Source organism: Priestia sp. YIM B13489, assembly GCF_042787645.1.
GTDB classification, from domain to species: Bacteria; Bacillota; Bacilli; order Bacillales; family Bacillaceae_H; genus Priestia; species Priestia megaterium.
The window spans coordinates 1,229,068-1,244,312 of sequence record NZ_JBHZOQ010000053.1 but is presented as its reverse complement, the minus strand read 5'-3'; the positions used below and the strand labels follow the sequence as shown (position 1 = coordinate 1,244,312).

Sequence of the window (15,245 nt, the reverse complement as noted above, 5' to 3'; positions counted from 1 at the left end):
ATATACAGAGTTTCATCTCTTCTTTTCTTATTTTGATAGAGTGGGTGACGGCGCGGTCTGAGATAGTTTTGTTTTTTTGTTTAACATACTATTTATGATCATTCCGATTACAATTATCATCATACCAGCTAACGCGATCCCTGTTGGCATACGCCCATTTAATAGAAACACTTCGCCAAGAACGGTAAAAATCATGCTGCCCGATTGAGTTGCTTCAACCGCTCCAAGCAAAGCTAAATTTTCTTTTGCCAAGTCTGTTGCGTGAAAGAAAGTCATCGTCGCAATTACACCTGAACTCATCGCTAATATAAAAGCTTGCGAAAATTGAGGAGCTGTTGGCATACCAGTTGTATAAAATCCATATATCGCATAGATGATACTTAGCGGTATACTGCCGATAGCCATACCTAAAACACGTTGAAATGTATCTAATTTTCCTTTGCAGACTTCCATCATTTTTCGATTTCCAAGCGGATATAAAAAAGCAGCCATGACGACAGGGAGAAAACCCAACACAAACTGTGAAAGCGTGATGTTTTCAGCTTCTTTAACTTGCATGAGAATCACGCCCACTAAAATAAATGTTGAAATACCAAGCGTTTTGAGTGGAATGTTTCCTCTTACTTTTTTGTTTCCATCTGCAGTTTGAATCGTTACATAGAAAAGTGGAGAAATGAGCGCACCTGCCAAGATCGTTACTTGCCACGTTCCAGCTATAAGCCATGACGGTCCAAAAAGTGAAGAAAAACTTAATAATGAATAAAATCCAATTCCTGCAAGAGTTCCCCAGCCTAACCAAGCGAAAGGATGCTTTTTCATTTCCATCCATAATGGTGTAAACTTCTTTTGTACAAGTACTAAAATGAGTAAAATAGGTAGTGCTAATAAAAAACGAAGAGATGCTGTCCAAGCCCAGCTTGTTCCAGATACATTCATGGCACGATTCACAATAAATGTAGCAGAAAAGAACATAGACGAGAGAAGCCCCCATAAAATTGCTTTCATACTTTTTCCTCCTAATTAATAAAAATACCTAAATGTATATTATAGTATACTTATATACAAAAAAAGTGTATCATAATATAAAAAAGAAAGGAAGAAAAAAATGCATTCAGAAGAAATGATGAAAAAGGTAGGCAACGAGCTTAGAAAAATAAGAACACAGCGAGAATTCACACTCGATGAATTAGCAGATAGGACGGGAGTCAGCAAACTCACGTTAGGGAAAATTGAAAGAGGGGAGACTAATCCAACCCTAGGAGTAATGTGGAAAATAACAACAGGTTTAAATATCCCTTTAACTAAATTAGTGTCAGTTGAACCTTCAGTGGCTGTATCTAAGTGCGGAGAAGGTTTTTCTCTCAAAGGACCGGACGAAGCGTGGAAAGTAGAATTTATTTTTCAAAATCAAATAGATTCAACTATTGAAATGTACCGAGCCTTTCTTTCTCCTCTCGCTACATACTATCCCGAACCTCATCATAAAGGATTAATTGAAGTAGCAACGGTAATGGAAGGCAGAATTGAAATGAAAATAGAAGAAGAGCTATACGAACTAAAACAATTTGACTCTATAAAATTTGAAGGAAGTCATGTACACTCATACAAAAATCTTGAAGAACGTCCCGCTGTTCTGCATTTACTGCTAAAATATGAGGCGTAAAACGGCAGAGCCGCAGTAAAACGAACCATAAAAAATGATTCGTTTTACTGCGGCTCTAATAGCTGTTTATTCATCAGCTTGTTTTGGTAGCTAATATATTTTTTCACTTTAATGATACTTAATGAATATTCTTCAATTAAACGGTGGATAGATTGAACCATACACTCTGGATAATGATGTTTTTTCTGTAAATATACTTTATACTTTCGAATTTGTCTTTCGAAATATAAAATAACTTGTTCAGGCGTTTTCACCAGTAAAGATTGCATGTATTCATTTACTTGCGTTTCAAGAAACGAATAGCGATTCGTGATAAAAAATGTCTTCATCTTATTTTCCTCCCTATATGTTAGTGGTACAAAAAAGAAACCCTTGTGCTAGGATTTCTTTTTTGCTTTTTATTTGAATCAGCTGTGCGCAACTTTTAGGCACTGATACTTGAAATCGAAGACTCTCTATATTTTTTTATTTTGCATTTTATATATGTAGGCGTTTCACCGAAAAGATTTGCTACATGTGTAATAGCTCCATAATACGTTTTAGCATCCATCATTTCTTTATTCACAATATAGTCATACAGGGATGATTCAATATCATCAACAAAAGCTAAAATGTGACGCTTTTCGAATAGGAGTTGATAAAGTTCATTAATTAAGTATGGGCTTTGATCAAATTTGTCTTGCAGCTGCTCTACTCGGTACTTTGTCATAGGCACTTCACACAAGATAATGTATCGTAACTCTTCTAAAAATAATTTATTCATCTTTCTCACATCCCTATTCTGTTAATAATTATATAATAGCACTATGCCTTCATATTTGGAAGCGTTTTCAATGTATTAATTTTAATATTTTTTTCTTCTCATTTCCTTTCGTTTTTTCTTTTCTTACGTGAATTATCTGTAGTATAGTTCGTTTTACGTAAAGACTCTAGCTACTTGTTAAACTACCTGACATACTTTTTGGGATTTTTATTATTGATGTCAAAAACTCTTGCATACCTAGCGGAAACACCTTAAAAATAACGTCCTATTAGCCGGAATCGTCTTTAATTGTGATAAAATAAAAAATGGAAAATACATCATATAGGAGAGAGGCTATGGAAAAAGATCATATTTCAGAGCTTAAGATTTTAAAAGACATTGCCGAGATTTTAAATGAAGGCACTAATTTACATACAATGCTTCACGACGCTCTTTTAAAACTGCTGCAAATAACAGATTTACAAACAGGATGGATCTTTTTTATTGACGAAAATGGAAAACATGAGATGATTGCCGCTCAGCATTTGCCGCCGGCTTTATTAAATAAAACCGCTCAGCCTATGTGTAACGGAAGCTGCTGGTGTGTTGATCGGTATATGGATGGCCGGCTTCAAAAAGCGTCTAATATTATGGAGTGCAAGAGACTTGAAGATTCCGTCATTCATGAGTGGGGGGATACACATGACATTACTCATCACGCAACGGTTCCCTTACAAGCAGGGGATGAGCGCTTTGGATTATTAAATGTAGCTGCCCCTCATAAAATTCATTTTGAACAGCGAGAGCTTGATTTATTAGGGTCCGTCGCTCTTCAAATTGGCACGGCTATCAAGCGGATTAAGCTGACTCAATCTCAGCAAGAGGTAAAACTTATTGAAGAAAGAAACAGACTGGCCAAAGATCTTCACGATTCTGTTAATCAGCTGTTGTTTTCGATTAATGTCACAGCCAAAGCCGGAAGCAGCTTAGCAAAAGATGTACAGTTAAAAGAGACTTTTTCCTTAATCCAAGAAACCGCTCAGCATGCCCAAGTGGAAATGAAAGCATTAATTTGGCAGCTTCGTCCTCAAGGATTAGAAAACGGCATTGTCAGCGCGTTAAAAAGCTATGGTCAAATGCTAGGGCTTAACGTAAAAGAACAAATTAAAGGAGTGTCTGTTTTGCCTGCTGTGATTGAAGAGACACTGTGGAGAGTCGGGCAAGAAGCTTTTAATAATTGCCGAAAGCATGCGGGTACGGCAGAGGTACATTTAAACGTAAATATAAGCAAAGAACAAGTAAGTATGAAAATTCAAGATAGCGGCAATGGATTTATATATAGCGCTTCAGCAGAATTGCCGACGCTTGGGTTAAAAACCATGCAGGAGCGAATAAACAGATTAAATGGCAATCTATCTGTTACAAGCAGCATAGGAAACGGAACGGTTGTGGAAGTATCTATTCCTCTTTCATAACAGAAAGGAGCGCATATGAAAATAAAGATTCTAATCGCAGATGATCACCACGTTGTCCGAAAAGGGCTTGTTTTTTTCTTACAGACGCAGCCAGACTTAGAAATTGTAGGAGAAGCTTCTAACGGAGAGGAAGCTTTAAAGTTAGCAATATCCCTAGAACCACACATTGTGTTAATGGATTTATCGATGCCGGTTCTCGACGGAATCGAAGCAACAAAAGAATTAAAAAAACAAGCACCGCATATACAAGTCATGATTTTAACAAGCTTTTCGGATCAAGACCATGTGATACCGGCATTAGAAGCTGGAGCTTCAGGCTATCAGCTAAAAGAAAGTGACCCCGATGAACTTGTAGCCGCTATTCGAAAGCTAATGAATGGAGAAAATCAGCTTCATCCAAAAGTCACCACACACTTGCTAACACGGTTAACCAAAAGCAGCGAAAAGAAAGTCAATTTTATTGATCACTTAACAAAACGAGAAAAAGACGTATTAAAAGAAATTGCAAAAGGAAAAAGCAACAAAGAAATCGGTGCTGCCTTACATATTACAGAAAAAACAGTAAAAACACATGTGTCTAATATTTTATCCAAGCTTGGGGTTCAAGACCGCACGCAAGCTGCTCTATATGCTGTTCAGCACGGAATTTCCTAACCTACGACTTTAGTTGTAGGTTTTTCTCTGTGCTTCTCCGTCTATATTGGTAGCTTTCTTTCTACCAATAGCATGACGAAAAAAAGTTCAGCCATCCCTATACTATACATATAACCAAACGACAGAGGAGTAGATAAGCATGAACATATTTATTATCAATGGAAGTCCCAGAGAAACAGGTCGAACAACACAAGTGACGAGAGAGCTTCACAAAAGCTATCAAAGTGCTTTTTTAGATTTAAGCCAATTATCGCTTCCTATATTCACAGGTGAACCTCATCAGTATGAAACAGAAGAAGTACAAGAGCTAATTGAAAAAATAGAAAAAGCGGATGGTATTTTACTTGCGACGCCCGAGTACCACGGAGCTATGAGCGGAGCGTTAAAAAACGCGTTTGACTTCTTAAACAGTGCGTATTTTGCGCATAAGCCCGTAGCACTTTTAGCAGTATCAGGAGGAGGAAAAGGAGGCATTAATGCTTTAAATAACCTTAGAACCGTTACACGCGCCTTGTATGCGAATGTTCTATCTAAGCAGTTGGTATTAGACCCTGCAGACATCGTGGAAAAAGGGACTTTACGAAAAAACGCAGCTGACGGAATTCATGAATTAGTTAATGAGCTGACTCTGTATACACAAGTGTCTAAGCAAATTTTAGAAGCTAAGCAAAATGTTTGATGAAGGCGCTTTACAAAGACCGGCGCTTTCAGGCCGTAGTAGCTGCTAATGTTTTATCCTCTATCGGCTCCGGTATTACGATGCTTGCCATTCCTTTACTGTTAGTTGCATCTCCAAATGGAAATAGACTATTTGGTACGATTATGCTGATTATGACGGTGATTAGCTTTATGGCTACTCCGTATATCGGCGTTCTTATTGATCGAATGTCACGAAAGAAACTGCTGTTAACCGTAGAATTGACAGGTTTTATCACGGTCATGTTATTTGTAATCGTCGGTTTTGTTACAGACTATTCAACGATTCACTACGTTATTTTGTATGGAACTGGAAACCTTTACTACACGTTTTTTTATCCAACGATTTTCGCGTTAAATCAAGAAGTTTTTTCAAAAGACGCGTTTCAATCATTAAACAGTATCATGGAAATACAAGGGCAGCTATCGAGTATGCTTGCAGGAGCTTTGGCGAGTCTAGTCATTACTCGTTGGTCGCTTCAATGGATTTTAACAGTCGATGCAGCTACGTATATAGCTGCATTTCTTTGTCTATTGAGTATTCCATATAAACAAAACAGGGAACGAAACGACAAGAAACACACTGCTATGAAAGAAGGGTTAACATTTATAAAAGAAAATCGCTCGGTCTCTATTTTTTTACTGCTTTCTTTTATGCCTTTCATCGCTGTGATGATGACGAACTATTTATTTCCTATTTATCTGACTCAAGAATTAAACGCAAGTCCAGCAGCATATGGGATTGAAAGTGCTGTATATGGTTTGGGGGCGTTAACGGCAGGGGTATTTATCGTATCTATTATGAAAAGAACAGGCACAGAGCTAGCGATTATGCTGAATATAAGCCTTTTTGCACTCGGAATATCTATCATCTTCTTTATGAAGCTTTTGTCGGTTTATTTTTCTATTGTGTTTCTTCTTGCTTTTGCAAATGCAGGTACAAGAGTAGCTCGAAATACGTTTATGATGCAGAAAATACCGAATATCATCGTGGGAAGAGTCGACAGCTTTTTTCGCTTTATCACGTTAGGTATTCGAATTTTACTGATTTTCTTCTTTACGTACGTTACGGCTAACGATCGTATAGGACTGGCTTTTTTAGGCCTTAGCCTGCTTTTATTATCATCCGCTGGAGCAGGTTGGATACTCTACAAAAGAAAACAGCGAAAACAGTCCGCATTGCTTAAGAGTGTTTTATAATGTCTGTTGCATGTTATAATAGAGGAATTGACAAATAATGTTCAACGTTTATGACGTTGAACATTATTTGTTCTGAATAGAAATTAAACAGAAACAGCATTGACTGTTATGCGATTGGAAGATTGTGAAGCGATGATAAATAAAACATTAAACAAAGAACAATTAAAAGATTCGTACTCAAGCAGAACGTACTATAGAGGGCACACGTATTACAAGCAGGGGCGTGTGCTTGATTTGGAATACAATGAACAGACCACTACGTGGACAGCATCCGTTCGAGGTGCGGAAATGTATACAGTAATGGTTGAACAAAAAGGAAATTCTTTTTATTCATTCTGCGATTGTCCTGCTTATCACGAGTTTTCAGAATGCAAACACGAAGTAGCTGTTTTATTAACCATTTGCGATGAGCGAGCAAAGCCGCAGCCAATTAAAACAAAGCCTTTTCGCCAAAGCAAAGAATACGAAAATGTAAATCACTTTATCGACTTATTTTCGAGCTATCAGCAAACAATAAGCGACCACAGAAAGTATGCAGATAAAGATCCGTTGAAAGTGGAATTTATTTGCAAGTCTTACTCAGAAGAATTTTTACGTTCAGAAGGAATGTACGTAGCGCTTGAAATGAAAGTAGGCGTCGATCGGACGTACGTAGTAAAAAACATTCAAGAATTTTTAACAGACGCTAAAGAATTTAAAACTCACGAATTTACCAAGCGCTTCGAATATGACCCAGCGGAACATTTTTTTATAGAAGAAGATAGGAAAATCATTGAGCTGCTGATGGATATTATGACAAATGAATCGTTTTATAAAAATTCTTATTCCATGTATCGTTCGTCTGCAAATAACAGAGAACTAATCATTCCCTCCATCATAGCCAAAGGGTTATTTCAATTGCTCAAAGATCGGAACTTTACATTTATTCATGACGGGCACTCATATGAAAATATTATCTTTGCTGAAAGCTCAGCTCCTTTTTCGTTTCAGTTAAATAAGCACCCGGCAGCTGGATTTGAACTAGACTTTACGGAGCTTCATCAAGCTTCGTTTTTTGATCGATACGGGTGGCTATTTTTAAAGGGGACGTTTTATGAGCTATCTCAAGATCAGCGCATGCTTCTTGAAGGGCTTCGAAAAACGGCGCCTTTGAAGCCAGTCGTACCTATAGCAGAAGAGCAGATGGGCAATTTTTTATCTCACGTCGTTCCAGGACTAAAAAAAGTGGGGAAAGTGGATATCACAAAAGAAGTATCCCATCAGATTATTGCACCTGAACTAAAAGCAAAAGTATTTATTGACCAGGAAGATGAACAGCTGTTTGTGACGCTTCGGTACCATTATGGGGAGATTTCAATTAATCCATTTTCACCTCAACCTGAAAAGTACGATAAAATCTTAATACGAGATTTAGAAAAAGAAGACCGCGTGATGGATTTAATTGAAACAGCTCCTTTAAACATTTATAAAAACCAGCTGTATTTAAATCAAGATGAATCATCTTTATATGAATTTTTGTTTCATATTGTTCCAAAGCTTGATGAAATAGCGGATGTGTATATTACGGATGAGATGAAAGATTATGCTTATACGGATTTTTCTGCGCCAGTAACAACGGTTGACATCAAAAACAGCAATGGATTATTAGAAATTAATTTTGATTTAGGAGACATTAATCATCAGACCGTTCAAGATGTTTTAAAATCTGTTTTAGAAAAGAAAAGCTATCATCGTCTAGATAACGGTGCGTTTATTCCTCTTGAAAACGAAGGATTTGAGCATATTCAAAATCTGTTTCGTGAGCTGAACGTAACCGAGAAAGACTTAAAGGATAACTCATTGCAAGTACCTTTATACAGAGGAATGCAAGTGGAAGAGATTATGAGTGCGGGTGATAAATCAGCGGCTAAGTTCGGCTCAGCATTTAAAAGATTACTTACACAGCTCAAATCTCCAGAGGAAATGGATTGGGAAGTACCGGAATCCTTGCAGGCATCACTGCGTGATTATCAGTACAATGGGTTTAAGTGGTTTAAATCTCTGGCTCACTACTCTTTAGGAGGCGTGCTGGCTGATGATATGGGGCTTGGAAAAACGCTTCAAAGCATTGCCTATATCCTATCTGAAAAAGAGCTTGATGAAGATAGCAGTGCTTTTTTAATTGTTGTGCCGGCTTCCTTGATTTATAACTGGCGCAACGAATTGGAGAAATTTGCACCGAATTTAACGGTTCAAACCATTACAGGAACGCCGAGCGAGCGTGAGGAGAAGCTAAAACGCACAGCTGACGTATGGATTACATCTTACCCAACGCTGCGTCAAGATATCGATTTGTATCAGCATCTTCATTTTCATGCTTTAATTCTAGATGAGGCTCAAAGTATTAAAAATCATACAACGAAAACAGCAGTAGCTGTTAGGACTATTTCAGCTAAAAAACGTTTTGCGCTGAGCGGTACGCCTATTGAAAACTCACTTGATGAGCTTTGGTCAATTTTTCAGACCATTCTTCCTGGCTTATTTCCAGGGCTTCGCCAGTTTAAAAACATGTCATCGGAGCAGGTCAGTCGAATTGTAAGACCATTTTTACTGCGACGAGTAAAAAAGGATGTGTTAAAAGAACTGCCTGATAAAATTGAAACAACTCATTTATCTGAGCTGACTAAAGAACAAAAAGAATTATATGTAGGGTATTTAGAACAGTTAAAATCATCTTTAGCCGGTGAAGATTTTAATAAAAACCGAATGAAGATCTTGGCAGGATTAACAAGACTTCGCCAGATTTGCTGTCATCCGTCTTTATTCGTTGAAAATTATGAAGGGGATTCAAGCAAATTAGAGCAGCTGCTTGAGATTACAAGAAATGCGGTTGCCAACGGAAAACGTTTGTTAATCTTCTCTCAGTTTACAAGCATGCTTCACATTATTCGAGAAGAGCTCCAAAAAGAAAATCTCTCATACTTTTATTTAGACGGTCAAACGCCATCAAAAGAACGAGTGGAAATGGCCGATCGGTTTAATAATGGAGAACAAGACATTTTCTTAATTTCATTAAAAGCCGGAGGCACAGGCTTAAATTTAACGGGAGCCGATACGGTTATTTTATATGACTTATGGTGGAACCCGGCGATTGAAGAACAAGCAGCAGGACGTGCACACCGCATTGGGCAAAAAAATGTTGTGCAGGTTATCAAGCTTATTTCTCAAGGAACCATCGAAGAAAAAATTTACGGCTTGCAGCAAAAGAAAAAAGAACTCATCGAACAGGTTATTCAGCCGGGAGAAACAATGCTTTCTAGTTTGACAGAAGAAGAGCTTCGAGAACTGCTTAGTATGTAGCAAAGGACGTGTAAGGAATGAAAAAATGGGCGTTTGTATCAGATTTTGATGGAACAATTTCAAAAAAAGATTTTTACTGGATTGTGATTGAAAAGTATTTTCCAGAAGGTGAAGAGCTTTTCCGCCGATGGAAAGCAGGAGAAATGAAAGATATTGATTTTTTATCTACTGTTTTTCAATCCATTCATCAAGAAGAACCGAAAATTTTAGAAGAAGTAGCGAATATTCCAATTGATGAATACGTGCCCGCTTTTATTAAAGCTGTTCAGGAAAACGGCGGAGATTTTTATATTTTAAGCGCTGGAACAACGTACTATATTAAACCGATTTTAGATAAATACGGTGTTGAAAAAGTGGAAGTTTATTCGAATGAAGGCTATTTCCATCAAAACAACGTTCATCTGCGTCTAGATCCTGCTCACAGATGGCATTCAGAACGCTACGGCATTGATAAATCTGCTGTTATTCAAGAACTAAAGGAAGCATACGAAACGATTTATTTTGCTGGAGACAGCGAGCCGGATTCGCATCCGGCAAAACATGCAGACGTCACATTTGCAAAAGATTCTTTGCAAGATTTACTGCGCGAACAAAACGTTTCATTTGTTCCGGTTGAGACATTTGAAGATATTGAGCAACATTTAATACAACACAACGTGATAAGAAAAAGATAAAAACAGCGGTATTATTTGATTACTTCAAATAATACCGCTGTTCCTATTCCGCCTCCGCTTCCTAAAGACGCTATGACATATCGCACGTCACGGCGCTTGCTTTCATAAAAAAGACGCGTAGCTAAAATAGCTCCTGATGCTCCGTACGGGTGTCCTAAGGTCAATGCTCCACCGCGAATATTCACTTTCTCTTGTGATATTCCCAGTTCTTGCATACAAGCGACAGCTTTAACGGCAAAGGCTTCATTGATTTCAAATAAGTCAATATCATCTACCGTAAGAGAATTTCGCTTCAAGATATTTTTAATCGCAGAAACTGGTGCAATAGCAGGGTAAAGAGGTGACACTCCTGAAATATCAGCGTCAATAAAACGCAAAACGGGCTGAAAGCCTAAGGCCCGTGCTTTTTGCTCTTCCATCACAAGGGCAATGCAGGCTCCGTCGTTAATTCCACAGCTGTTGGCTGCAGTGACGGTGCCTTCTTTTTTTAAAAAGACGGGGCTGGCTTTTTGCAGCAGCTTTGTTAGGTTTCGTTTTTTCATAAATGCTTCATCGTGCATCACGTTTGGCAGAGGAAGCGTTTCTTCTTCAAACAACCTCTTTTCAAAAGCCTCCCAGCTTCTTTCATGACTTAAAAGAGAATATCTGTCCTGCTGATCTTTAGATATATTGTATCGCTGAGCTACGTTTTCTGCTGCGATCCCCATGTCAGGATCACCAATTTTATCAGGAGAAAAACGTGCTCTTTTTTCAAAAGGAGAAGTACTTGTACTTTCAACGCCTCCAGCTAAATAACACGTTCCAGCGCCTGCTTTTATCAAATAGCTGGCCATTCGAATGGCCTCTAAGCCAGCTCCGCACTGACGATCAATGGTCATTCCCGGGATAGAAAAAGGGAGGTCTGCTTCTAAAGCGGATAGCCTAGCTACGTTTCCTCCTGGACCTACAACATTCCCTAAAATAATGTCATCGATTTCATATTCAATTCCAGCGCTAAGGTGTTTTAATAAAGGAGCCGTTAGCTCTTGAACATGAAAATCTTTCAGTAGACCATTTTCTTTTCCAATGACCGTACGCTTCGCTTTTACAATTGCTGCTTGATAGATAAGTCATCACTTCCTTACATAGAAGCCGTGTTAGAACGACCAGGTACCGCTACTGCTTTTCGAACTTTTGTAATTAGATAAGCCGCGACCACTGCTTTTATACAGTCACCTGGAAGATAAACAAAGCTTAGTTGAAGGGACTTTAGAAATGGAATGTGAAGCTGTAGTGCCTGTACAGGAATGCCGCATGCATATACCAACCCAATCCCAAATAACACATTTACGGCAAATGCCTTTGCAACCGTTACATTTTTTAATCGTGACAGCGTCCAGCCAATAAAGAAAGCTGCAAACACATAGCCAATGATATACCCAGCACTCGGACTCAAAAATACCCCGATTCCTCCGCGTCCTCCAGCAAGTAAAGGAACGCCAGCCGCCAGCAAACATAAAAAAAGAAATTGACTTAAAGCTCCAAGTCTAGCTCCAAGAATTCCTCCTGACAGCATGACACCCATAGGCTGAAGAGTAATTGGAACGGGTGTAAAAGATAAAAAAATAGGAGGGACGAGTCCTAGAGCGCCCATTATAGCCGTGAATAATGCAACATACGTCATATCTTTTGTTTTCATCGTAAACCTCCGCTATGTATGATAAAACATGACTATCGTATCTTATTAAACTTAAATTAGTCAACTTAATTTTTATGAAAGTTTACATTTTTGTTTTCTCAAACGTACATTTACGGTACACTAAAAGTAAAAGAAAAAGGGAGTTTAAGCAGTAATGAAACGAATTGAAGAACTAATTTTTTATCAGTGTCAACAAACGCCTGGCAAACTGGCACTATCGGATTCTATTAATAAGCTAAGCTATGGTCAAATGTGGGATCATGTATGTAAAGCCGAAAATCAGCTGAAAGAAAAAGGGATGGAAAAAGGAGAGCTCGTTGCGTTAAGTATGCCAAACAATGCAGATGCTGTTGTGTCATTTTTAGCGATTTTAAAAGCCGGCGGAATTGTGATGCTTTTACATAATGAGCTAACAGAGGCTGAAGTGGATACCTATTTTTCTATTCAATCCCCGAATTGGCTATGGAAAACATCTTCTTTAACTAACATAACAAAAGAAAAACCAATCCTGCCCGTACGGCAAGTGAATGCACTGTCCGATCTATTTTTATTTGGATTTACCTCTGGGTCAACAGGGAGACCAAAAGGGTTTGTAAAATCGCATTATTCTTGGTCTTCATCATTTCAAGAGTGGTCGGATATATTTTCTTTAGAGCAACACGACAAAGTGCTTGTTCCTTTACATATCTCGTATTCTGCCCAGCTTTACCCAGTTTTGCATGCGCTTTGCAGCGGTATGCACGTTATCATGCTAGAAGCGTTTACACCTTCGGCTGTTTTTAACAAGGAAGCTAACTGTATGTCTATTACACCTGCATTAATTTCTCCATTGCTTCGTTATGTACAAAGCAGACCAAAAGAACAACGACTTCTGCCAAAAACCGTGATTTCAGTAGGCAATAAATTATCTCCTTCCGTTCGAAAGAAATTTTCACAAGCATTTCCTAATGCCTATCTGTATGAATATTACGGATCTTCCGAAATGGGATTTGTTACGGTGCTTTCACCACATACAGCTGAAACGATGCCTCATACAGTAGGCTATCCTGTTAACAGTGTAGACGTTTTAATCCTGAATAAGCGTGGAAAAGAAGTAGAAAAAGGAGACAAAGGGACACTATTTGTGAAAACAACTCAAGCATTTGAAGGGTTTGTTAAGGACAGCGAAGAAACGAACCGCTCATTTTTTAATGGATATGTTACGTCGCATGATATTGCGATTCAGCTTCAAGACGGAAGCATTACGATCGTAGGAAGAGACAAAAACGTGATTAAAAGCAGCGGAAGCTTAGTGTATGCCGAAGAAATTGAAGAGCTGCTTTTACAAATACCGGGCGTTAGCGAAGCAGCCGTTTTTAGCGTAGCAGATGCTGAACGTTCAGAAGTAGTAGGTGCAGCAATTGTTTTAGAGAACATTTCTCTTTCTGATGTGAGACAAGCGCTGACACAACGAGTATCTGCTTATAAAATCCCGCGCGTATGGAGAGTTTTAACGTCCTTTCCGCGAATGAAAAATGGTAAAATTGATAAAGCAACGATATACAGCTACTTTACAGAGAAAGAAGGGAAGACATATGATCTCATTTGAACCTATTACAGCTGACACGATGTATATTGTGTCAGAGATTATCAATTCAAACGAAGCTTATAACGTGTTAGAAAACGGTAAAAAAGAGCGGAGTGAAGAAGAGCTTTTTAAAGAATATATGAATGAAAAAACGGACAGTTACTTTATAAAAGCAGACGATACATACGTAGGGGTTATCGATTACATGAAACAAAACCCAAATGATGACTATCCATGGATTGGGGCTTTTATTATTCATAGTGCCTACCACAATTTTAGTTTCGGAACGCAGGCGTATCTAGCGTTTGAAGACAAGCTAAAAGAAGAAAGAGTTTCCGTTCTTCGCCTTGGCGTTCTGTCTCAAAATCCTAGAGCCAAGCTGTTTTGGGAGCGCCTTGATTTTACACAGTATGCCACTAAGCCGCTGCATCATAATCAAGTTAACTGTTTGGAAAAAGAGCTGTAAGAAAATTCGTGGATTATATCCGCGGATTTTTTATTGTACATTAAATGGTCAAAAGAAAGAAAATATAGTAATCACTTTATTATTATCAGAGCCTTATGCTCCTGTTGAAGACAACGTAAGCCTTCTATTCGGCGCGACTTGAAGGATCTTGCAATTGTACTCAATTTTAGCAGAAGAAAAGAAGCTGTTTTTAATATAAAATTAACTATTTGAACTGTTTAGTACATATATAAAAAACTGCTTTTCTATGCATTCTTTCTTCATCTATGTCTCTGATAAAGCCTTTCATATCAAGGATGTATAAAAAGCTTCATACCATATATACTTTTCTGCCTAAGAACCCTTACTCCCAAAAGGGTTCTTTTTTGTGGTATGTTCCGAAAAGAGTGTTTATGTAAACTAGCTTTGCATATCGTATACATATTCTAAAGGGTATAATTTAATAAAAAATAGGGGGACATATAAGTGGCAGCCATAAAATCAAGCCAATTAGATTTTGCTGTAAATGTGATGAAAGACTTTAAGTATCCATGGTTTTTTGCAGGCGGATGGGCTATTGATCTTGGAATAGGAAAAGTAACGAGGGATCATGAGGATGTAGATATTTGTATTTTTAGAGAACATGCTTTGGAAGTTCTTTCATACTTTTCGGAATGGACTATATATGTAGCTATTCCAGGAGAAGGAAGGCTAGAGCTTTGTCAGACATTAAAAGACTTAGCTCCTCCTAGGTATGGTTTGCATCTTCACAGAGGCCAAGAAGACTTCATCGAGATTCTTTTAACGGACCGTAGTGAAGATAATATCTTATTTCGGAAAAATCATCATATATCAATGAAATATAATCAATTTGTTCAAGAAGACTCTCTTAACCGAAAGTATGTAGCACCAGAATGGCAACTTTTGTTTAAAGCCAAAGAAGGGAGATTAAAAGACGAAGAAGACTTTAAATCTTATTTACCCTTCATGAACAAAGAACGAAGATTATGGCTGTCCTTAGCCCTGCAGAAGCAGTTTCCGTCTTCTTCTTGGATTGAGCAATTAACTACATAATATTTAACTACCTAGAATGTTGATTATGTGAACTATAT

At 38.0% G+C, this 15,245-nt stretch carries 15 protein-coding genes; 10 read left to right on the top strand and 5 right to left on the bottom strand.

From position 1 onward, the window contains the following. Positions 1-27 precede the first annotated feature (27 nt). Entirely contained in the window at positions 28-1,005 is a 978-nt protein-coding gene (locus ACFX4W_RS12225) for a DMT family transporter (RefSeq protein WP_043982781.1), read from the bottom strand. Between the two features lie 100 nt (positions 1,006-1,105). Between ACFX4W_RS12225 and ACFX4W_RS12220 the strand changes: the two genes are divergently transcribed. Further along, positions 1,106-1,663: a helix-turn-helix domain-containing protein gene (locus ACFX4W_RS12220; protein ID WP_043982780.1), complete on the top strand. Its 558-nt coding sequence runs from the start codon at positions 1,106-1,108 to the stop codon at positions 1,661-1,663. A 44-nt stretch (positions 1,664-1,707) separates the two neighbouring features. On the opposite strand, the gene ACFX4W_RS12215 is transcribed toward ACFX4W_RS12220, so the two are convergent. Beyond that, positions 1,708-1,992, bottom strand: a complete 285-nt coding sequence (locus ACFX4W_RS12215) for a hypothetical protein (protein ID WP_028408390.1) — start codon at positions 1,990-1,992, stop codon at positions 1,708-1,710. Between the two features lie 95 nt (positions 1,993-2,087). Further along, positions 2,088-2,426: a hypothetical protein gene (locus tag ACFX4W_RS12210; RefSeq protein WP_050691151.1), complete on the bottom strand. Its 339-nt coding sequence runs from the start codon at positions 2,424-2,426 to the stop codon at positions 2,088-2,090. 335 nt (positions 2,427-2,761) lie between these two features. Between ACFX4W_RS12210 and ACFX4W_RS12205 the strand changes: the two genes are divergently transcribed. The 6 genes from ACFX4W_RS12205 (at position 2,762) to ACFX4W_RS12180 (ending at position 10,443) form a co-directional block, all read left to right on the top strand. Further along, positions 2,762-3,880 carry a GAF domain-containing sensor histidine kinase gene (locus tag ACFX4W_RS12205; protein WP_272911207.1) on the top strand — a complete coding sequence of 373 codons (1,119 nt, stop codon included), beginning with the start codon at positions 2,762-2,764 and terminating at the stop codon, positions 3,878-3,880. Between the two features lie 15 nt (positions 3,881-3,895). Then, on the top strand, positions 3,896-4,534 hold the full coding sequence (locus ACFX4W_RS12200; RefSeq protein WP_162214315.1) for a response regulator: 639 nt from the start codon (positions 3,896-3,898) through the stop codon (positions 4,532-4,534). A gap of 139 nt (positions 4,535-4,673) precedes the next feature. Next, the gene (locus ACFX4W_RS12195) at positions 4,674-5,213 is read left to right on the top strand and encodes an NADPH-dependent FMN reductase (RefSeq protein WP_377559438.1); all 540 of its coding nucleotides are present in this window, start codon (positions 4,674-4,676) and stop codon (positions 5,211-5,213) included. Continuing rightward, positions 5,213-6,430, top strand: coding sequence for an MFS transporter (locus ACFX4W_RS12190; protein WP_165575092.1), 1,218 nt, complete (start codon positions 5,213-5,215; stop codon positions 6,428-6,430). Before ACFX4W_RS12195 ends, ACFX4W_RS12190 begins: the two co-directional genes overlap by 1 nt. Before the next feature lie 132 nt (positions 6,431-6,562). Further along, positions 6,563-9,769, top strand: a complete 3,207-nt coding sequence (locus tag ACFX4W_RS12185; RefSeq protein ID WP_377559436.1) for an SNF2 helicase associated domain-containing protein — start codon at positions 6,563-6,565, stop codon at positions 9,767-9,769. Between the two features lie 17 nt (positions 9,770-9,786). Continuing rightward, on the top strand, positions 9,787-10,443 hold the full coding sequence (locus tag ACFX4W_RS12180) for an MtnX-like HAD-IB family phosphatase (protein WP_165575093.1): 657 nt from the start codon (positions 9,787-9,789) through the stop codon (positions 10,441-10,443). Between the two features lie 11 nt (positions 10,444-10,454). Here the strand turns inward: ACFX4W_RS12180 and ACFX4W_RS12175 are convergent, their stop codons facing one another. Both ACFX4W_RS12175 and ACFX4W_RS12170 read right to left on the bottom strand, forming a co-directional pair. Beyond that, positions 10,455-11,549 (bottom strand): acetyl-CoA C-acyltransferase, encoded by a 1,095-nt coding sequence (locus tag ACFX4W_RS12175; protein WP_340447602.1) that lies wholly within the window; start codon positions 11,547-11,549, stop codon positions 10,455-10,457. 14 nt (positions 11,550-11,563) lie between these two features. Beyond that, positions 11,564-12,121 (bottom strand): biotin transporter BioY, encoded by a 558-nt coding sequence (locus tag ACFX4W_RS12170; protein WP_028408399.1) that lies wholly within the window; start codon positions 12,119-12,121, stop codon positions 11,564-11,566. A 154-nt stretch (positions 12,122-12,275) separates the two neighbouring features. On the opposite strand from ACFX4W_RS12170, the gene ACFX4W_RS12165 reads away from it, so the two are divergent. The 3 genes from ACFX4W_RS12165 to ACFX4W_RS12155 all read left to right on the top strand — a co-directional run bounded on the left by ACFX4W_RS12165 (position 12,276) and on the right by ACFX4W_RS12155 (position 15,207). Further along, the gene (locus tag ACFX4W_RS12165; RefSeq protein ID WP_377559433.1) at positions 12,276-13,709 is read left to right on the top strand and encodes a class I adenylate-forming enzyme family protein; all 1,434 of its coding nucleotides are present in this window, start codon (positions 12,276-12,278) and stop codon (positions 13,707-13,709) included. After that, the gene (locus ACFX4W_RS12160) at positions 13,696-14,154 is read left to right on the top strand and encodes a GNAT family N-acetyltransferase (protein ID WP_237074947.1); all 459 of its coding nucleotides are present in this window, start codon (positions 13,696-13,698) and stop codon (positions 14,152-14,154) included. Before ACFX4W_RS12165 ends, ACFX4W_RS12160 begins: the two co-directional genes overlap by 14 nt. A gap of 465 nt (positions 14,155-14,619) precedes the next feature. Beyond that, positions 14,620-15,207 (top strand): nucleotidyltransferase domain-containing protein, encoded by a 588-nt coding sequence (locus ACFX4W_RS12155; RefSeq protein WP_377559430.1) that lies wholly within the window; start codon positions 14,620-14,622, stop codon positions 15,205-15,207. Positions 15,208-15,245 lie beyond the last annotated feature (38 nt).